Annotated in this window: 16 protein-coding genes and 1 other annotated feature; of the genes, 2 read left to right on the forward strand and 14 right to left on the reverse strand. The window is 45.2% G+C overall.

All coding sequences use genetic code 11. The annotated features are described in order from the left end of the window. Positions 1-3: 3 nt before the first annotated feature. Entirely contained in the window at positions 4-1,278 is a 1,275-nt protein-coding gene (gene hisS / locus HDC33_RS08670) for a histidine--tRNA ligase (RefSeq protein WP_179392052.1), read from the reverse strand. Between the two features lie 60 nt (positions 1,279-1,338). Continuing rightward, positions 1,339-1,574 (reverse strand) — a binding site (T-box leader). A 152-nt stretch (positions 1,575-1,726) separates the two neighbouring features. Between hisS and HDC33_RS08675 the strand changes: the two genes are divergently transcribed. Then, entirely contained in the window at positions 1,727-3,250 is a 1,524-nt protein-coding gene (locus HDC33_RS08675) for an N-acetylmuramoyl-L-alanine amidase family protein (RefSeq protein ID WP_255457381.1), read from the forward strand. 61 nt (positions 3,251-3,311) lie between these two features. On the opposite strand, the gene dtd is transcribed toward HDC33_RS08675, so the two are convergent. The 7 genes from dtd to HDC33_RS08710 form a co-directional block, all read right to left on the reverse strand. Next, positions 3,312-3,752 (reverse strand): D-aminoacyl-tRNA deacylase, encoded by a 441-nt coding sequence (gene dtd, locus HDC33_RS08680; protein WP_179392054.1) that lies wholly within the window; start codon positions 3,750-3,752, stop codon positions 3,312-3,314. Between the two features lie 16 nt (positions 3,753-3,768). After that, positions 3,769-5,967, reverse strand: a complete 2,199-nt coding sequence (locus HDC33_RS08685; protein WP_179392055.1) for a RelA/SpoT family protein — start codon at positions 5,965-5,967, stop codon at positions 3,769-3,771. A gap of 134 nt (positions 5,968-6,101) precedes the next feature. Continuing rightward, on the reverse strand, positions 6,102-6,614 hold the full coding sequence (locus tag HDC33_RS08690) for an adenine phosphoribosyltransferase (RefSeq protein WP_179392056.1): 513 nt from the start codon (positions 6,612-6,614) through the stop codon (positions 6,102-6,104). Next, on the reverse strand, positions 6,614-8,953 hold the full coding sequence (gene recJ, locus HDC33_RS08695; protein WP_179392057.1) for a single-stranded-DNA-specific exonuclease RecJ: 2,340 nt from the start codon (positions 8,951-8,953) through the stop codon (positions 6,614-6,616). Before recJ ends, HDC33_RS08690 begins: the two co-directional genes overlap by 1 nt. A gap of 667 nt (positions 8,954-9,620) precedes the next feature. Then, positions 9,621-9,965 carry a LapA family protein gene (locus HDC33_RS08700; RefSeq protein WP_179392058.1) on the reverse strand — a complete coding sequence of 115 codons (345 nt, stop codon included), beginning with the start codon at positions 9,963-9,965 and terminating at the stop codon, positions 9,621-9,623. 97 nt (positions 9,966-10,062) lie between these two features. Beyond that, complete coding sequence (gene secDF, locus HDC33_RS08705; protein WP_179392059.1) at positions 10,063-12,333, reverse strand: protein translocase subunit SecDF; 2,271 nt, start codon at positions 12,331-12,333, stop codon at positions 10,063-10,065. A gap of 180 nt (positions 12,334-12,513) precedes the next feature. Then, positions 12,514-12,834: a post-transcriptional regulator gene (locus tag HDC33_RS08710; protein ID WP_179392060.1), complete on the reverse strand. Its 321-nt coding sequence runs from the start codon at positions 12,832-12,834 to the stop codon at positions 12,514-12,516. 96 nt (positions 12,835-12,930) lie between these two features. Here HDC33_RS08710 and HDC33_RS08715 point away from each other — a divergent pair, with 96 nt between their 5' ends. After that, positions 12,931-14,451, forward strand: a complete 1,521-nt coding sequence (locus HDC33_RS08715) for a putative polysaccharide biosynthesis protein (protein WP_179392061.1) — start codon at positions 12,931-12,933, stop codon at positions 14,449-14,451. On the opposite strand, the gene HDC33_RS08720 is transcribed toward HDC33_RS08715, so the two are convergent. The 6 genes from HDC33_RS08720 to ruvA all read right to left on the reverse strand — a co-directional run bounded on the left by HDC33_RS08720 (position 14,442) and on the right by ruvA (position 19,390). Continuing rightward, the gene (locus HDC33_RS08720; protein ID WP_179392062.1) at positions 14,442-15,083 is read right to left on the reverse strand and encodes a DUF421 domain-containing protein; all 642 of its coding nucleotides are present in this window, start codon (positions 15,081-15,083) and stop codon (positions 14,442-14,444) included. The genes HDC33_RS08715 and HDC33_RS08720 overlap by 10 nt on opposite strands. Before the next feature lie 134 nt (positions 15,084-15,217). Next, positions 15,218-15,484 carry a preprotein translocase subunit YajC gene (gene yajC / locus HDC33_RS08725; protein WP_179392063.1) on the reverse strand — a complete coding sequence of 89 codons (267 nt, stop codon included), beginning with the start codon at positions 15,482-15,484 and terminating at the stop codon, positions 15,218-15,220. A 40-nt stretch (positions 15,485-15,524) separates the two neighbouring features. After that, on the reverse strand, positions 15,525-16,664 hold the full coding sequence (gene tgt, locus HDC33_RS08730; RefSeq protein ID WP_179392064.1) for a tRNA guanosine(34) transglycosylase Tgt: 1,140 nt from the start codon (positions 16,662-16,664) through the stop codon (positions 15,525-15,527). Position 16,665: 1 nt separating this feature from the next. Then, the gene (gene queA / locus HDC33_RS08735) at positions 16,666-17,715 is read right to left on the reverse strand and encodes a tRNA preQ1(34) S-adenosylmethionine ribosyltransferase-isomerase QueA (protein WP_179392065.1); all 1,050 of its coding nucleotides are present in this window, start codon (positions 17,713-17,715) and stop codon (positions 16,666-16,668) included. 29 nt (positions 17,716-17,744) lie between these two features. Continuing rightward, positions 17,745-18,755 (reverse strand): Holliday junction branch migration DNA helicase RuvB, encoded by a 1,011-nt coding sequence (gene ruvB, locus HDC33_RS08740; protein WP_179392066.1) that lies wholly within the window; start codon positions 18,753-18,755, stop codon positions 17,745-17,747. A gap of 29 nt (positions 18,756-18,784) precedes the next feature. Next, on the reverse strand, positions 18,785-19,390 hold the full coding sequence (gene ruvA / locus HDC33_RS08745) for a Holliday junction branch migration protein RuvA (RefSeq protein ID WP_179392067.1): 606 nt from the start codon (positions 19,388-19,390) through the stop codon (positions 18,785-18,787). Positions 19,391-19,394: the final 4 nt, after the last annotated feature.

The raw sequence follows: 19,394 nt of genomic DNA on the forward strand, positions 1-19,394 counted from the left end.
TCTTTATCCAATCAATGTTTCTTTAATTTTTTGAACCAGTTCACCGAAAGGCACTTTCTCTTGTGCCCCGTCCGCCATTTTTTTCAATATAGCTACGCCTTCCGCCACTTCATCTTCACCGATGAGAACAACAGTCCGCGAGTTGAGCCTGTCAGCCGATTTCATCTGCGCTTTCATTTTCCGATCCATATAATCCATATCCGACCGGATGCCCGCTTCGCGAAGTGCTCCTAACAGCTTAAAGCCCGGACGACGTGCCGTTTCGCCAAGTGTGACGATATAAACGTCAAGTGCCGGCTCGGCGTCAAACGATTTCCCTTCGGCAGCCATAGCAAGAAGCAATCGCTCGATGCTCATCGCAAAGCCGATACCCGGCGCAGAAGGCCCTCCGATTTCCTCGGCAAGGCCATTGTATCTACCCCCGCCGCATAAAGTCGTTATCGCGCCGAACCCTTCCGATGTACTCATAATCTCAAATGCAGTGTGGTTATAGTAATCAAGTCCGCGCACAAGATTTGCATCGACTTCATACACAATTCCAGCGTCGTCAAGATAGCTTTTTACATCCTCGAAGTATTGTGCAGACGCTTCATTCAAATAATCTGCCAAAGATGGTGCAGACGCGATGAGCGGATTGCCGCTGTCGACTTTACAATCCAAAATACGCAATGGATTCTTTTCCAACCTTGACTGGCAATCATTACAGAATTCTCCAATATGCGGACTGAAATGTGCTATAAGTGCTTCCTTGTGAGAGGTTCTGCATTCTATATCGCCAAGGGAATTGATGACTAGTTTCAATTTTGTCAGTCCAACGCGTTTATAGACGTCAAGTGCCAGAGCAATCACTTCTGCATCAATGGCGGGATCTGCACTGCCGATTGCTTCTGCTCCGAACTGAACGAACTGACGATAACGCCCTGCCTGCTGACGCTCATAACGGAACATCGGACCCGTATAGAAAAGCTTTACCGGCTGATCCGGATATCCGAACATTTTGTTCTCCACGAATGAGCGGACGACTGGTGCAGTCCCTTCTGGACGCAGCGTCATTGAACGTTCGCCTTTGTCCATAAATGTGTACATTTCTTTTTGAACGACATCCGTCGTTTCCCCCACCAAACGCTGGAACAGTTCCGTTTGTTCGAATATCGGTGTACGAATTTCTTTATAGCGGTAGACATCACACACTTCATTGATGATTTTTTCCGCTTGCTGCCATTTCCATGTTTCAGAAGGCAAAATATCCTGGGTTCCTCTTGGCACTTTAAAATTCATGTGAATTCCCCTTCCTATGATTAAGTAGACACTAAAAAAAGGCCCCCATCCCTTGCCTATGCAAGGGACGAGAGCCTTTATAGCTTCCGCGGTTCCACCCAAATTGACGCAAAAATCCGCGCCCACTCTACAACCGGATAACGGCCGGTTCCGTCTGTACCTACTGAATGGAATTCGTTCAGCACAGAGCCTCGATGGTGTTATTCATTGTAAACCTCTGTAGGGTGGATTTCAGCCACGTCCGCCCCTCTCTTGTCAGTCGGTTACACAATTACTTTCCATGTCTTCAGCATAAGTCTATTCTTAACTTAAAAAGCGATATAAATTGTTAATTAACCATCATCTTAATGATTCTGCGTCATAGTGTCAACCTTTTTCGATTAATTGTAGTTTTTTGGACTGAAAACTTCTACAATGGATTACAGGGGAGGATGATAATTTGTCTAAAATGAGCAAATGGATGATTGCATTCATATTTTTATTCAGCGCATTCCATGATAATCAAACGGTTTATGCGGATTCGAAATCAATCATAGTAGATGCCAAATCTCTTCATGTCCGATCAGGGCCCGGGCTTACATACCCTATAACTAGTTCGCTGAAAAAAGGTGAACGGGTTGATATTATTTCCACTTCGGGGGATTGGTACGAAATCCGGAACGGCAACAACTCGGGATGGATCGCCTCCTGGCTGACCGTTTCAGAAAACCAATCGAATGGGACAAGTATTTCAGTCGTTTCCCGTGTCGATCAGCTGAATATGAGGTCTAGCCCTTCCATCGGTTCTGCGGTATTAGGACGGCTTGCCGCCGGGGATGAGGCGGTAATGACAGGACAGGATGGAGAATGGGCTTCCGTCACTTTCAATGGCATAAACGGCTGGGTTCATACAGACTATATTACAGAGTTAACGGGTCAAACGACGGCGGCTGTACCTACCGAACAAGCCCCGACACCCGAGCTATTCACCGTTTCGGTTGACGCCCTCAATGTCAGAAAGAATGCCGACCTATCCTCGAAACGCGTAGGGCTCATTCATGAAGGTGAGTCATTCCCCGTGAAGGAAGTCGACGGCAACTGGGTCCGGATTTTATTGGATGATAAAAAACAGGGTTGGATCTATTCTTTCCATGGTACGTTCTCATCAAATGTCAAACAGTCTTCTGAAAAATCGGATCTTGGAATGGTGACCATCCTTTCAAACGGCACGAATATCCGTGAAGCGGCGACGACATCTTCACAAATCGCTACTCGGGCAGATGCAGGCGAAAAGTTTCCTATTAGCAAAATGGATGGAGACTGGTATGAAATTGCATTGCCGACTGGTAAATCCGCTTTCGTTGCACAATGGGTTGTTTCAACGGACGATGAATCTTTCACGACAGAGCCTGTCATGAAAGAAACGAAAGCCCGTGTTCCAGGCACCTTAAAAGGACTTACCATCGTCATTGACCCGGGGCATGGTGGGAATGATCGCGGGACAACAGGGACTCGAGGAACAGACGAAAAAGATATTACGATTCTTACTTCCGAACTCCTAGCAGCTAAATTGAAAGCAGCTGGTGCAAATGTTGTAGCGACCCGGGAAACAGATACGTATGTATCGCTAAGAAAACGGGTCGCTGTCAGCAACCAGTATGACGCGGATGCCTTCATCAGTCTTCATTACGATGCTAATCCCGATTCAAGCGTGAACGGTTTCACGACGTATTATACACATCCCTATCAGCAGGCACTTGCCTCTGCGGTTAACGACGGGCTCGCGTCATCAGTTAATCTGCGCAACCGCGGATCACAGCCAGGGGATTTCCTAGTCCTGCGTGAAAATAGACGTAATGCTATTTTGATTGAACTTGGTTTCCTATCGAATACCGCAGAAGAGCGGACAGTTACAAACGGGATGTTCCGTGAACGGGCAACACAAGGCATCTACAAAGGACTACTCGATTATTTTAATTCGAATGAAAATTAAAGGAAATTGTATTACGCACTTAAAAGGACCTTCCCCGCTGTGGGGAAGGTCCTTTCCTATGTTATTTCGACTCTAGTATAATTGTCACCGGTCCGTCATTAATAAGCTCGACATCCATCATTGCGCCGAAAATGCCTGTCTGAACTGCCAAACCTTCTTCTTCCAATCGATGGTTGAAGTATTTCCAAAGAGGTTCCGCCTGTTCAGGTCGCGCCGCCTCGATGAAACTTGGACGACGCCCTTTTTTCACATCTCCGAATAGAGTGAATTGGGATACTGAAAGAATATCTCCACCAGTCTCGAGGATGGAATGATTCATTTTCCCTTCGGCGTCTTCCCACAAACGGAGGCCGGCTATTTTTTTCGCCAGATAAGCTGCGTCTTCTTCAGTATCCGAGTGGGTGATACCAACAAGAAGGACATAGCCCTTTTCAATCGTACCCGTTACCTCACCATCAACTCGGACAGCAGCGGGACCTGATCTTTGTAGCACGACTCTCACCTATTACACCTTCCAATCAATTGATGACACGTTGCACAGAATAAATATCTCGGATTTGCTTGATCCGATCGATGATTCGCTGCAAATGTGAAATATCTGTAATTTTAATCGTCATATGAATACGTGCGATTTTATCACGATCCGCTTTGCCACTTACCGCAACCATCGGCGTTTTCGTATCTGCGACAGCCATCATCACTTCATTCAACAAACCTTGTCGATCGAATGCCGACACTTCGATGTCGATTAGGAACTCTTTCCGCGCACTGGAAGGCCCAGTTGCCCATTCAACATCGATAATCCGATCATTTTCATCATCTTCAACCATAATATTCGGGCAGTCTGCATGATGGACGGATACTCCGCGCCCTTTCGTGATGAACCCCACAATCTCATCGCCTGGTACTGGATTACAACACTTCGACAGCCTGATAAGCAGATTGTCGATGCCTTTGACGATAACACCGGATTCAGTCATTTTTTCTGGTTGTGGAGATTTCATATCCGACACGATTTTATCAATCGTATCCTGTTGTTCACGTACTTTCCGTAATTTTTCCGCCAACCGATTCACGACTTGCTGAGCTGTTATACCATTGAATCCGACTGCCCCATACATGTCCTCTTCGGAGGTGAAGCTGAATTTATCGATTGTGCGCTTTATGTTCTCTTGCGTGAGCACTTCTTTCAAGTCGTACTCTTGCGCTTTTATTTCTCTTTCTATCATTTCCCGGCCTTTCAGGATATTCTCTTCCCGAAGCTGTTTCTTGAAAAATTGCCGGATTTTATTTTTCGCTTGAGAAGTGTTGGCGATTTTCAGCCAGTCACGACTCGGTCCGTACGATTGTTTCGATGTTAAGATTTCAATAATATCGCCTGTAAATAATTCTGCATCCAGCGGGACCATTTTACCATTCACTTTTGCACCGATTGTCCGATTCCCGATTTCGGAATGGACACGGTAAGCAAAATCTATCGGGACCGAACTTGCAGGCAGTTCAATTACATCGCCATCCGGAGTAAATACATAAACCATATCTGAGAACAGATCGAATTTCAGTGATTCCATGAATTCTTCAGCATTGGAAGATTCGTTCTGGAATTCGAGTATCTCCCTAAACCAAGTCAATTTCGAGTCAATATCACTTGGATGATCAGTCAGCGATTTCCCTTCTTTATACGCCCAGTGTGCCGCAACTCCGAATTCGGCAATTTTATGCATTTCTTCCGTTCGGATTTGTACCTCGAGCGGGTCTCCGGCTGGTCCTACAACAGTCGTGTGCAGCGATTGATATAGATTTTGTTTCGGCATTGCGATGTAATCCTTGAAACGTCCGGGCATCGGTTTCCAAAGTGTGTGGATGATCCCTAGTACCGCGTAGCAATCTTTAATACTTGAAACAAGGATTCTTACTGCCAGAAGGTCATAGATTTCATTGAATTCTTTCTTCTGAACGACCATCTTCCGATATATCGAGTAAAGGTGTTTCGGACGGCCTGAAAGGTCAGCGCCGATTTCCATCTCTCCGATTTCCCTCTTGATCTGATCCATGACGTTTGCTAAGTAATTTTCCCGTTCGACGCGTTTACGTTTCATCATATTGACGATCCTGTAATATTGCTGTGGGTTCAAATAACGCAGTGCTGTATCTTCCAGTTCCCATTTAATGGCTGAAATACCAAGCCGATGTGCCAGCGGTGCGAATATTTCCAAGGTCTCGGCCGCAACCCGTCGCTGTTTTTCTTCCGGAACGTGTTTCAACGTTCGCATATTGTGAAGGCGGTCCGCCAGCTTGATAAGAATGACACGGATGTCCTGTGCCATCGCAACGAACATTTTCCGGTGGTTTTCCGCCTGTTTTTCTTCTTTGGATTTATATTTTAATTTTTCGAGTTTCGTCACTCCGTCGACAAGCATTGCCACTTCTTCGCCGAAAACACGGATGATGTCTTCCCTGCTGATCTCCGTATCTTCCACCACATCATGGAGAAATCCGGCTGCAACTGTCGAAGGGTCCATTTGTAATTCGGCTAGAATCCCTGCAACTTGGACAGGATGGATGATATATGCCTCGCCTGAACTCCTGTGTTGCCCCTCGTGTGCAGTTTTCGCCGCTTCATATGCCTTTTTGACGAACGCAACGTGTTCTTCATTCATATAGGAGGCGACGAGTGTGAATATTTCTTCCGCCGTCATGTCACGATTTTTCGCCATACTATTACCCCTTCCGACCTTATCCGCAAAAACGATAGTATTCCTATTGTATGTATAAACTCATGCATATGTAAAGTGTTGCGATGTAATAAAAATATAGAAAAATCCTCCACTTTAATGCGGAGGACCATTTTTCAGTATGTGATTAATGAACGCATGTCGTAATCTTGTAACTTTTCACGGCCGTTTAAATACGACAGCTCGATGATAAAAGCGCATCCTGCAACGATTCCGCCAAGTTTTTCTACGAGCTCCACCGTCGCACCGACCGTTCCGCCCGTCGCAAGTAGATCATCTACAATCAAAACGCGCTGACCGGGTTTTATGGCATCTTTGTGAATTGTTAATGTATCTTTGCCATATTCAAGGTCATATTCGACCTCTATCGTTTCCCTAGGCAGCTTTCCTGGTTTACGTACAGGAGCAAATCCAACTTCAAGCGCATAAGCAACCGGGCAGCCGATGATGAATCCCCGTGCTTCAGGACCTACGATGATATCAGTACCAACTTCCTTCGCGAACTTGACGATTTCATCCGTTGCGAACTTATAAGCTTTCCCATTATCCATGATTGTAGAAATATCCTTAAAGCTGATACCCTTTTTCGGATAATCCGGTACAATCGTTACATAATCTTTCAAATCCATTATTGTTCCTCCCTGTCGACAATTCCATTTCGCACTGTATCGAACCATTGTTTCAATTCTATATAAGGCGCGTATAGCAGTCTTTTTTCTAGCTCAATCTGACGCTCACGTTCTTTGTAAGATGGCGCTTCAGTCAAATCCTTTTTACCTACCGTCTCCATGACGGAAACAAAACCATCCTTAATCTTAACAAATCCAAGCTCGGAAAACACCTTTGACATGAAATAAACCGTATCTTTTTTCCACGCTTTATGTTTTGTGAGCTGTTCCCCGTTATTTACAATGTCGAATCCTCCGCGTTTTTTCAAGAAACTGTAATACCAGCCGAATTGATCACGTCCGGGAAGACCATCAAAATATCTAGATTCCATTGTATGGAAATGCGCATAGATACGATCCGGATTGACGGATGCAATCAGTTCTTCAAGTTGACGTTCTTCATCCGGGATATCCAATAGGACGAGATTATCCAGATTCGCTACTGTTCCTTGGCCGAAAAGCGAAATCGCAATCCCTTTCATGGATGATTGAAAATGTGCCACTGTCTGTTCATGGAATGCGACAAACAATGTATTTTGAGGTGGAATCGACGGTAGCCACCTTGCCGCTTCGCGTACACCACGAAGGTCGAATAACTGCCATTCATCGGATTTGATATCCCCGATCAGTAGCTGGGGCTTCTTATTTCCGTTCCATTCATTCACCTGCAAGTCACCCGTAACCGATAATTCCACTCCAGGCGTCAGCTGATCGGCGATATGACCCAGTCCGAATCCGATAGCGTCAAGTGATAAATTCCCTTCCGCTAATTCGAGCTTCATATGGTTCTTTGCCGCACCGATTTTCCGCACAGTTTTGGCTGTCAGATTTTCAAGCATATAGACAGGTTTTTCAAATGCCATTCCAAACGGACGGAGCAGTTCCAACGATTCAAGAACGGCAACATCAATTTCACTAATTGATAGCGGTACATCGATATGCACTTCCGGTGTTAATGTTTCCTGTGTCAGTACCTGCTCGGCCTGTTGATTAAGATTTTCACGCAGCGTTACAACATCGGTAATCGCAAGCGACATGCCGGCCGCCATTTGATGACCCCCAAAATGCGGGAGTATGTGGGCGTTTTTCGAAAGTTCCACAAACATATCAAAACCATCTATACTTCTCGCGGAACCTTTTGCAATTCCTGTTTCCATGTCAATTGACAACACGATTGCAGGCCTATAATATTTCTCGGTCAATCGCGAGGCGACAATACCGACAACGCCGGCATTCCAACCTTCTCCGCCAATGACGAAGACAAGCGGGACAGTATCTCCGTACATTTGCGCAATCATTTCTTCCGCCTCTTTGGTAATTTCAGAAACAATCGCTTGCCGCTCTTTATTCAACGCATCAAGTTCTTTTGCCAATGCCGCGGCAATCGCTGTATCTTCCGTCTTCAACAATTCCACTGCTGGCGAAGCGTCGCCCAGACGTCCTGCCGCGTTCAGTCGGGGGCCAATCATAAAACCAATTGACTCCTCTGTAAGTGTCGCTTGCTCAGTGCCAGCAACTCGTGTCAGCGCCTGAATCGCTGGTCGCTTCGTCACTCGCATCCGCCTGATGCCCTCTTTGACTAAATATCTGTTTTCGCCGCGCAGTGGAACTAAATCCGCCACCGTACCAATTGCAACCAGTTCAAACAACTCTTCCAAGACTTCTCCGAGTAACGCGCACGCAAGTTTAAACGCCACACCGACACCGGCAAGTTCTCCGAACGGGTAAGCCCCTTGCGGATGACGCGGATGAATAATGGCATCTGCAGGAGGCATTTCTTCACCAATTTCATGGTGATCTGTAATGATGACATCCATACCGAGGGATTTCGCATACGCTATTTCATCGATGCCAGAGATGCCGTTATCGACAGTAATAATAAGCGAAGCCCCTATTTCATAAAGGTCCAAAAAAAGTTCTTTATTCGGCCCATAACCATGCTCAAAGCGATCAGGGATAGAAAAGAATACATCTGCGCCTAAACGCTCCAATGCGGTTGTCAGAACGGACACACTAGTAACTCCGTCCGCATCGTAGTCCCCATACACAGCTATTTTTTTATCGGTAGCAATTGCTTTTTTTATAAGCGACACCGCTTTATCCATATCATATAGTAAAAAGGGGTCATGCATACTGGATGAATCCATATGTAAAAATGCTTTTGCTTCTTCGGAATCGATTATTCCCCTTGAAGCAAGTATTTTTGCCTGGACGGATGAAATGCCGAGGTCCTTCGTCAGTGAGGCTACCAGTTGTTCGTCCGGGCGTTCCACTTTCCATCTTTTCATTGATTCGATCAAATTCCTTCACATCCTCATGTTCATTATAGCGGATGAGCTTCGACTCTAAAAGAAAAGACTTTTCATATCCAGAATTGAAGGTTATTGAGAAAGTACACTATTATTGTCAGGATTAAGGTTTGCCCATCCTAGACGCTCCGGCTACTCCTTTTAAGGCGCCTCCGCTTGCTACCACTTTTGAGCTTTGCCTACAAAAAGGCGAGCGTTTCCTCAGTATCATCGAGGGAAGGTCAGCTTTTAATCTCAAAACTCTATAATGATGAGTAGTTATTATCACTATAACGAGGAATAACCAGCAAAGGCATCTTTTCTATGGTAACCGGAGGTCACTGAAAAACCTACATCATTAAAGTTGGTGAGTAAATCTGATGGAAGTAAAATCCCGCCTGTTTTCTGTATAACCTTTATAGATGAATTCGGTATATTAAGGGGAAACTAGCGTATGCGCCTTACTGGGGTAGCCGAAGTCATAAGACTGACGACGAAGTTGTCTGGCTTATGGCGGGAGGCATCTCGAAGCGTTTATTATGGGAATTCCATGGCCAGTCTCTATCAGCGGGCTTTTTCAGTAGCCTGGTTTTTCCTAAGGATATCTTCGTTTAAACTTATATGAGAAAACTTCACAAAAAATTCTCTTGGCAATACTCCCAAGAGAATCTTTTTCTAATTACACAATTTTATTTTCATTGATTGCCTCTTGATTGGAAGGCAGCGCCGTATACTTTTGCAGCTCAGCGATTTCGTTCTGTTGTGAAGCTATCGTTAGCTCCTTGCTGGTCATTTCTTTTTGTAGCTCTTTAATACGGCGGTTTGATTGAAACGAGAGAAACATCGCAATAAGACCGCTGACTGCAGCACCAAGAAGGGCTGAACAAAGAATGACGAGGACCAGTGGCCATTGTGCAATCCCAAATACATAATTAACTGGAACCGCATCTACGTTGAAAACGGCAAAAACAGCAATAATAATGGCGAATAATAGACCTAGCAGCAAATTCCATTGAAGCTTCATAGGACATTGCTCCTTTCTTGAAAAAATAAAAAAAACAGGGTATACAGTTGATTGTATACCCTGTTCCATGATTATCTGAAACTTTTCATTATGTGTTTTATACGACAGGTTCGTCTGATCCCCATTGTTTCTTCGTATCTTCCACTTTAATGGCACCTTTTTCTTTCATTTCACGTTTTTTCAAATCGAACCAGATTTGAGCTGAGATGAAAATCGAAGAATAAGTTCCTGCAAACAATCCGATCAGTAGTGCAATCGAGAATGTCCGAATGGATTCAGCGCCGAACAACATAAGTGCCACTACGACAAAGATAACAGTGAGAACCGTATTCACCGAACGCCCAAGCGTCTGCCGCAAAGACTTGTTAACGATGTCCGCCAATTCTTCTTCAGTGTCAATCCGACCACGATGGTTAATATTTTCCCGTATCCGGTCAAATGTGACAATAGTATCGTTAATGGAATAACCGACGATGGTCAATACCGCTGCAATGAAAGTGATATCGACTTCCAGACGCAGAATACTGAAAATCGCGACCATGAAGAATGCATCATGGAGAAGCCCTATTATCGATGCAACCCCCATTCGCCACTCGAATCGGAAGGCAACATAAATGACTATTCCGATCGCCGCATAGATAAGCGCGTATATTGCATTTTTTGCAAGTTCCTCACCGACTGTTGGTGAAACAGTCGAGATATTCGGTTCGGAACCGTATTCGGCAGCAAGATCCGCCTTTAACTTATTGACTTCTTCTTGCTTAAACTCATCTTTGTAGCGCATGACACCCATATTGCCCGTTTCACCGGAAATGACGATGTCATCTGTCGGGTGCCCTATTTCATCAAGATAAGTAGATATTTCATCTTTCGTCACCGGATGGTCCGCAAGCACTTCAACACGCGTACCGCTCGAGAAATCGATGCCAAGGTTCAGCTTGAAGATTCCGAGCACTATGACACCACTAATCAGCAATACCGCTGAAATAACATAGAACTTTTTACGCGTAGCTACGAAATCGAAACGGTCAAATTTCGTTGTAAGTTCCAATGTTTCAACTTTTTCTTCGGCTGGATGTACCCTCTTTTTCGAAATACCGAACAATGCTGTTTTTCCATCAAACATCCCACTATCGACAAGAAGGCCAAGGAGGATTCGTGATCCCCAAACCGCTGTCAAAAAGCTGGCTAGAATACTGATGATCAGGATTGTTGCGAACCCTTTAACTGAGCTTGTCCCGAAAATGAACAAGACAACCGCTGCAAGTAAGGTCGTGATATTAGCGTCAAGAATGGCAGTGAATGATGATTTCGCACCGGCCATGAATGATGTTTTGACGGATTTACCGACACGTAATTCTTCCCGTATCCGTTCATACATCAAGATATTCGCATCTACCGCCATTCCGACCCCAAGCATGAGTGCCGCAATACCCGGTAGCGTCAGTACACCATTAATGAGCGTAAAGACGAGCAGGATAATGAAAATATAAATCGATAATGTAATAACAGCCACAAAACCTGGCAAGCGGTAATACACGAGCATGAAGATGAAAATGAGTGCGATACCGATAATTCCCGCGTAGATTGTTTTGTTGAGGGCTTGTTCACCAAACTGTGCGCCTATAGATGTGGAATAGACCTCTTCAAGATGAACCGGTAGAGCCCCTGCATTCAAAATCCCCGCAAGATTCTTCGTCTCTTCCACAGTGAAAGAACCCGAAATTTCAACATCAGAAGAGTTGATTGGATTTTTCACATAAGGGGCAGAAACGAATTTCGGCTTCTCTTTGCCTATTTCCTCTCTGAAGGAGTCTTCACCTTCTATGAAATCAAGCCAGATGACCATGACGTTTTCTGGTGCTTTCTGTGCAATCTGTGTTGTCACTTCGCCGAATTTAGTCGGCGACTTCATCTCAAGCGTAACAACGGGATTGTTATTCTCCCCAAAGTTCGCTTTCGCTTTTCCTTCCTTCAAGTCGTTTCCGTCGAGAAGAAGATTGTCATCAGCATCTCTGAAAGTCAGATTCGCCTGTGTAGAAAGGAGTTCCCGTGCTGATTCCTGATCCTCTACCCCAGCAAGCTGGACCCGAATCCGGTTACCCGATTCAATTTGGATACTCGGTTCACTTACCCCGAGTACGTCGATCCGGTTGGAAAGAGCATTCGCTGTATCTTTCACCATTTCTTCTGTTACTTTTGGACCGTCTTTTTTCAAAGGTTCAACTTGGTAAAGGACCTCAAAACCGCCTTGAAGGTCAAGACCCAATTTCACGTCTTTCACTATCGGATTTGCGGTTTTCCCAATCGTTAAGCCTAGTACAACGATCAATAAGAAGAACGCAATAATCCGTCCACTTCTTTTCATAATTCTATTTCCCCCTCTAAATATGGAGTGTAGCTGTACGGCCTTTTTCTATGTACATACTCCGAGAATAGCTGCAGCGCCCGTTCAACAACTTGGCGCTGAAGACTACACAATCAAAAACACATTACATCCATTATGAAACACGGTCATTCATGTGTCAAATGGACATGTATCAATCTATCATACCTCATCTTTCGATTTGTGTGGTGTCAGTAAGGTTTGAAGTTCTTCTCTATTTAGATTGGAAAACCAGTTTGAGCCGCGCTGTTCTTCAATTTGTGTAAATGTCATAAATTCTGCGGGTGAGATTTTAAGGATTCCATTCGCAATTTCATGCATCCCCATTGTATCGACATCTTTCTTACGCCATTTTTTCCGGACACAAAATGTCCAAATGTCCTCTTCGGTCACTGTCGTATAGCCGTACAGATGAAATTCGGTCTTTTTGCTTTCAATTGCAGGCAGCATCTGGTTGAACAGTTGTCCGAATTGTATAACCATCGTTTTTCTTCCCTTCCTGGACAGTCGTAAGTACGTTTCTTTCCGCATACGTTTAGTGTATATGAAATGACCGGAATTGAGAAGGAGTTGTTTAATTTGTCTTCATTCATCCGCGGAACTGTCGTCTTGATGGTTGCTGTTTTCCTATCCAAACTTTTAGGATTCGTCTTCCGGATCCAATTCATGCGGATTGCAGGTGAAGAGGCGGTCGGTATCTATATGACCGCTTATCCCGCTTTCATCTTCTTTCTGTCACTTGTCCAGCTAGGTGTACCGATTGCCGTTGCAAAAGTAATTGCTGAACTTGAAGCGAAAGGGCAATCCGTAAAAATCCCTTCTCTCATGAAGACCGCTACCTTCATCACCATTTTGACAGGGGTAGTTTTCCTCCCATCCGCAATCTTATTTGTTCCTTATTTATCAGAGACACTACTTGGTAATGCTGCGTCTTCGATGACGCTATATGTAGGAATTGCAATCGTCCCCATCGCTGCCATTGGCGGCTTGATCCGCGGATACTTTCAAGGTATCGCACGAATCGAGGAAACAGCATGGTCGCAAATCATTGAACAATTATGTCGGATCATGCTTATTACATGGCTTCTGCCTTATCTTCTCGTCTCCGATAATACAGCTATGAACGCCGCTTACGCGATGGGTATTACGCTAATCGCAGAAATGCTATCTGTCCTTTATTTACTATTCAAATATAGACAACAGAAGAAACGTGGACCTAAACAGAAGGAAAAACAAAAGCGCTATCCGATGGAGCCTCTTCTGGCCATCGCTCTACCGTCATCAGGCAGTCGGTTATTCGGTACATTCACTTGGTTTCTTGAACCTATTATTTTTCTTCGTGCTCTTGCATTTTCCGGAATTTCAGCTATGGCCGCCACATCGTTATATGGAATAATATCCGGGGTGCTCGTGCCGTTGCTTCTATTTCCCTCATTCATTCCGTATGCATTATCTGTTGTCTTGGTTCCCGCTGTCAGCGGGGCGGTTGCATCGAATAATACGAGCAAGCTTAAAGAGCGGATTCATCTGTCCCTCCGCTTATCCGCTTTGACAGGAACGTTTGCGGCGGCAGTATTTTTCGTCCATGGAGAAGAACTTGCCGAAAAGCTTTTCCACGTTAGCCAGGGTGCGTCATATATGACTTTGTTGGCCCCCGTTTTCTTCTTTTATTATATCCAGGGCCCGCTCTACTCTATTTTACAGGCGACGGGAGACGCCAAGGCGGGAATGATGAACTCCGTCTACGGTGGTATAGCCAAACTGGGAGTCATGTTCGTCCTGGCTTCCCAGCCCGGGCTACAGGTGACAGGGGCTGTCCTGGCAATAGGCTTTGGTGTGCTTGTGACGTCTTTCCTTCATATTGCGACGCTTCGGAAAAACAAGTCGACGGCTACCGGTTTCACTATATTCGCTTTGCCATATGCCTCCTTTATCATGACTTGTATCATGCGACCGATTTTCATTCCTATCGGTGATTTTGGATTATTGATGGAATGTACGATCACAACCCTCTTCCTATTCGTTATCCTAATTTTGACGGGTCAAGTGAAAAAAAGCGATTTATTCCTGTTCAAGAAACTTCTGAAAAGTTATAAATAGTCATTTTTCAGCTGAAACTTCAGTTCATCATTTTCAAATGAACAATAGAAAATTTGTTCAATTTCATTCACTCCGAGTTGCTGCAATCCTTTTATCAGCCATTCATCCGTTTTTCCAATGAGTTCCAAATGCCTGGTTTGAATAATACCATCGGAAATAAGTGAAAGTACCGGTTGGACATCATCGTGTTTGAAGACGGACAAATTTCCCGATGGTTCCAAATAGGCAAAAGAGACTTCATGGACTGAGCCAATCTGCTGCTCACGGAGTTGCTGGAACAAATCATCGAGATTGTAACGCTGTTTCCGCATTTCTTGCTCCAATATTACACCGTTCCTAATGATAAGTGCCGGTTCACCGTCGACTATGTCTCTGAACCTCTTGGATTTCAATGAAAAATAAGAAGAAATCACTTGAATAACGAGTAAGATAAGCATCGGTACGACGGATTGAATTAATTTTTTATCAGGGGAATCGAGTGCAAATGCTGCAACTTCCGCCATGATGACGAAGACTACAATGTCAATAACCCCAAGCTCGCCGACTTCCCGTTTCCCCATAATCCGCAAGATGATTAAAATGAGTATGTAAAGAAACACAGTTCGGAAACTGATGATAAGCAAGTCAGTCACAAAGATTCACCCCTTTTTAAATTAGGATGCCCTTTACGGTTCTGCTTATATACATTTTCAATAGAGAAAAGAGGCGATTGGCTGAACGGGAAAATTCCCGCCTAGCCAATCGCCTCTTCTTCTTTCTTCAATACTTAAATTGATTGCGTTACACGTCCTACTGCTTGTCTGTCGAACTGTAGCGTTGTACCTTCAGAAACTTTAAGGAAAACTGATGAATCATCGACAGCATCAATTGTGCCATGAATTCCACCGATTGTAATGACCTTATCTCCACGTTTCAAATCTGATTGCATCTGTCTCGTCGCTTTCTGTTTCTTTTGCGCCGGTCTGATAAGTAAGAACCACATCACTGCGAACATCGCAACGAAAGGTAATAGTTGAACTAATCCACCACTCATTTATATATCCCCCCTTCAATCAAGATTCATTATACAAGATTTAAAAGTTTTTTGCATTCGGTTTATTAAATCCATAGCTCTCAAAAAACTCTTCACGGAAATCGCCTAGCCGGTCTTGGCGTATTGCATCTCTCACTTGCTCCATTAAATTGAGAAGGAAGTGAAGATTATGATAAGACGTCAACCTGATCCCGAATGTTTCTTCTGCTCTAATTAGGTGACGAATATACGCTCGGCTGTATGTTTTACATACATGACAGCTGCATTTTTCATCAAGAGGCCTGAAATCCCGTTCGAATTTCGCATTACGAATATTCAAGCGTCCCTCACTCGTCATGAGCGTACCATTTCGCGCTATTCGGGTCGGCAGGACACAGTCGAACATATCAACGCCGCGGATAGCGCCGTCAATGAGTGAGTCAGGCGAACCGACTCCCATCAAATAGCGGGGCTTGTCTTGCGGCAGAAGTGGTGTCGTATGTTCCAGAATACGGTTCATAATGTCTTTCGGCTCTCCAACGGACAGACCGCCGATTGCATAACCCGGGAAATCAAGGGAAATGAGATCTTTTGCACTTTGCGCGCGCAAATCCTCGAATTCGCCGCCCTGTACGATACCGAATAGAGCTTGGTCTGCCGGGCGCGCATGTGCCCCAAGGCATCTTTCAGCCCATCTGGATGTCCGTTCGACACTGGCCTTCATATATTCACGCGTTGCAGGAAATGGCGGGCACTCATCAAATGCCATCATGATATCTGCACCTAAAGAATTCTGGATTTCCATCGCTTTCTCGGGACTCAGGAACAATTTACTCCCATTCAGATGATGCCTGAAATGGACTCCTTCTTCTTTGATTTTGCGGAATTCACTCAATGAAAACACTTGGAAACCGCCTGAATCCGTCAGTATCGGTCTGTCCCAGTTCATGAACTTATGCAGTCCGCCTGCTTCCTCAACGATGTCTTGACCAGGGCGAAGCCATAGGTGGTACGTGTTGCTTAATATGATACCCGATCCGACTTCCTTCAGTTCTTCGGGTGACATCGTCTTGACGGTCGCCTGTGTACCTACTGGCATGAACGCCGGTGTTTCGAATGAGCCATGAGGTGTATGGACGATTCCAAGACGCGCTCCGGTTTGTTTACATGTTTTTATATGTTCGTAAGTGACTGCTGGCATTTTATGATTCCTTCCTTTGTGACGATTTGATGAACATTGCATCTCCAAAACTGAAGAAGCGATATTTCTCCTCCACCGCCCGTTTATATGCTGCTAAAATATGCTCCCGTGTCGACAATGCTGAAATTAGCATGATCAACGTCGATTTAGGTAAATGAAAATTGGTCAATAGACTATCTACAATACTGAATTCATATCCTGGGTAGATGAATATGGAAGTCCATCCACTTGTAGGGACAATTTTCCCGTCATTTGCCGAAGCGATTGTCTCTAGCGTCCTTGCCGATGTTGTTCCGACCGCGATGATACGTCCGCCTCGTTCTTTCACCTTGTTTATCGCATCAGCTGTCTGTTCGGTGACATGATAGTATTCGGAATGCATTGCATGATCTTCTATCACATCTGCACTGACCGGCCGGAAAGTGCCAAGACCGACATGCAATGTGACGAATGCAATGTCGATTCCTCTATTACGTATACTCTCCAAGATTTCATCCGTGAAATGAAGCCCTGCTGTCGGCGCTGCCGCTGAACCCCGTTCTTTCGCAAACACCGTCTGGTAACGTGCCTGATCATCGAGCGTTTCAGTAATATAAGGCGGCAACGGCATTTCACCGAGTGCGTCTAGGATTTCATAAAAAATCCCTTCATAGATGAATTTGAATATACGTCCGCCTTGTTCCAGAATACCGGTGCACTCCGCTTTGAGACGCCCATCGCCAAATGTAACAATGGTTCCAAGCTTCACACGCTTCGCTGGTTTTGCAAGCGTTTCCCACTCGTCATCGCCTGTCTCTTTCAAGAGCAATACTTCAATCATGGCGCCGGTATCGTCTTTCACGCCCATCAGACGTGCGGGCAGGACACGCGTATCATTCAGAACAAGCATATCCCCCGCCTCGAGTTCATCAATCAGGTCCCGAAAATGACGGTGTTGCACTTCCCCCGTTTCTTTGTCGAGTACCATCAGGCGGCTTGCCGTCCGATCCAGCAGCGGCGTTTGTGCAATTAAATTATCCGGTAAATCGAAATCAAAATCATTTACATCCATTGTTCATATATTCTCCCTTTATAAGTAAGTTAGAAATCATTATGCTTAGGCATCTCATATCCGAAATGTCCGTACGCGAGATGTGTCGCAATACGTCCGCGTGGTGTCCGCTGGATAAAACCGATTTGGAGAAGATATGGCTCATAGACATCCTCAATCGTCACCGACTCTTCGCCAATGCTAGCGGAGATCGTATCAATTCCAACAGGTCCGCCACGAAAGCGTTCGATCATCCCGGTAATCAGCTTATGGTCAATATGATCGAGGCCATGTGAATCGACTTGTAGCATTTCCAGTGCTTCATTAGCCATGTCCATCGTAATGCTGCCGTTGCCCCTAACTTGCGCGTAATCACGAACACGCCGTAGCAGTCGGTTCGCAATACGCGGTGTCCCCCGGGAACGGCGTGCGATTTCCACTGCAGCCTGATGGTCGATTGCCACTTCGAAGAGACCTGCACTACGAACGACGATTTCCTTTAGCGGTTCTACATCGTAGTACTCAAGCCGAAGCGGAACACCGAACCTATCCCGTAGCGGCGCTGATAATGCCCCTGCGCGAGTTGTCGCGCCAATCAATGTGAATGGCGGCAAATCAAGCCGGATGGACCGTGCAGAAGGACCTTTTCCAACAACGATATCAAGACAGAAATCTTCCATTGCCGGATACAGCACTTCTTCTATCGCACGGTTCAGTCTGTGGATTTCATCGATGAACAGCACATCTCCCGGTTCCAAAGAGGATACTACCGCAGCAAGATCGCCGGGACGTTCAATCGCAGGCCCGCTGGTCATACGAATGTTGACGTCCATTTCGTTGGCAATAACAGTTGCAAGTGTCGTCTTCCCGAGACCCGGTGGCCCGTATAATAAGACATGATCTAAACTTTCGTTGCGCCCTTTCGCCGCTTCGATGAAAATACCGAGGTTTTCCTTCACTTTTTCCTGTCCGATATACTGGTTCAGGAATTGCGGTCTGAGCGATTGTTCGAAGCGCTCATCGAAATCCGATACTTCACCTGAAATCACACGTTCCTCCATCGTCCGCCCCCCTCTCCGTTATCAAATGATCAATTCTGTTTCAACAATAACTTAAGTGCCATTTTCATGTAACCTTCAGTATCATGTTCTTCTTTTTCCAATTTAGGCTTTACCTTTGTCAATTCCCGCTGTGAATAGCCAAGCGCTTCCAGAGCTAGAACCGCTTCGTCAAGCGCGCCATTTTCAGCCATTGTCAGAAGGTTGGCATCATCTTCCGGCATATCCATTGCATTGAATAAATCATACAATTTGCCTTTCAAATCGAGGATCATCTGACGCGCCGTCTTTTTCCCGACACCCGGGAATTGGACAAGAAACGTCTCATCCTCCCGTTCGATTGCACCGATCACTTGCGAAGGAATTCCGCTTGCAAGTATGGCTAGCGCACCTTTTGGACCGATACCTGATACAGTGATCAGCTTTTTAAACAGTTCCCGCTGTTCAAGTGATTTGAAGCCAAGAAGCAATTGGATATCTTCACGGACATGCAAATAAGTGAACACTTGCTGAATGTGTTCCGTTTTATGAAAAGCATATGGATTCGGCGTCATGATAAGCCAGCCGATACCCCCCTGCTCGAGTGTGATGTGTTCAGGTGTCACACGTGTGACTTGCCCTTTTATGTAATCGTACACAGTT

The sequence above is a fragment of the Sporosarcina sp. JAI121 genome (genome assembly GCF_013408665.1).
Taxonomy (GTDB): domain Bacteria; phylum Bacillota; class Bacilli; order Bacillales_A; family Planococcaceae; genus Sporosarcina.

Bases quoted from the DNA above. Each gene is read 5' to 3' on its own strand.
- queA (WP_179392065.1), bottom strand. From the start codon at position 17,715: ATGGATGTAAATGATTTTGATTTCGATTTACCGGATAATTTAATTGCA.
- secDF (WP_179392059.1), bottom strand. From the start codon at position 12,333: ATGAAAAGAAGTGGACGGATTATTGCGTTCTTCTTATTGATCGTTGTA.
- HDC33_RS08690 (WP_179392056.1), bottom strand. From the start codon at position 6,614: ATGGATTTGAAAGATTATGTAACGATTGTACCGGATTATCCGAAAAAG.
- ruvB (WP_179392066.1), bottom strand. From the start codon at position 18,755: ATGGAGGAACGTGTGATTTCAGGTGAAGTATCGGATTTCGATGAGCGC.
- yajC (WP_179392063.1), bottom strand. From the start codon at position 15,484: ATGAGTGGTGGATTAGTTCAACTATTACCTTTCGTTGCGATGTTCGCA.
- HDC33_RS08685 (WP_179392055.1), bottom strand. From the start codon at position 5,967: ATGGCGAAAAATCGTGACATGACGGCGGAAGAAATATTCACACTCGTC.
- hisS (WP_179392052.1), bottom strand. From the start codon at position 1,278: ATGAATTTTAAAGTGCCAAGAGGAACCCAGGATATTTTGCCTTCTGAA.
- HDC33_RS08710 (WP_179392060.1), bottom strand. From the start codon at position 12,834: ATGGTTATACAATTCGGACAACTGTTCAACCAGATGCTGCCTGCAATT.
- HDC33_RS08675 (WP_255457381.1), top strand. From the start codon at position 1,727: ATGAGCAAATGGATGATTGCATTCATATTTTTATTCAGCGCATTCCAT.
- HDC33_RS08700 (WP_179392058.1), bottom strand. From the start codon at position 9,965: ATGAAGCTTCAATGGAATTTGCTGCTAGGTCTATTATTCGCCATTATT.
- tgt (WP_179392064.1), bottom strand. From the start codon at position 16,664: ATGCCAGCAGTCACTTACGAACATATAAAAACATGTAAACAAACCGGA.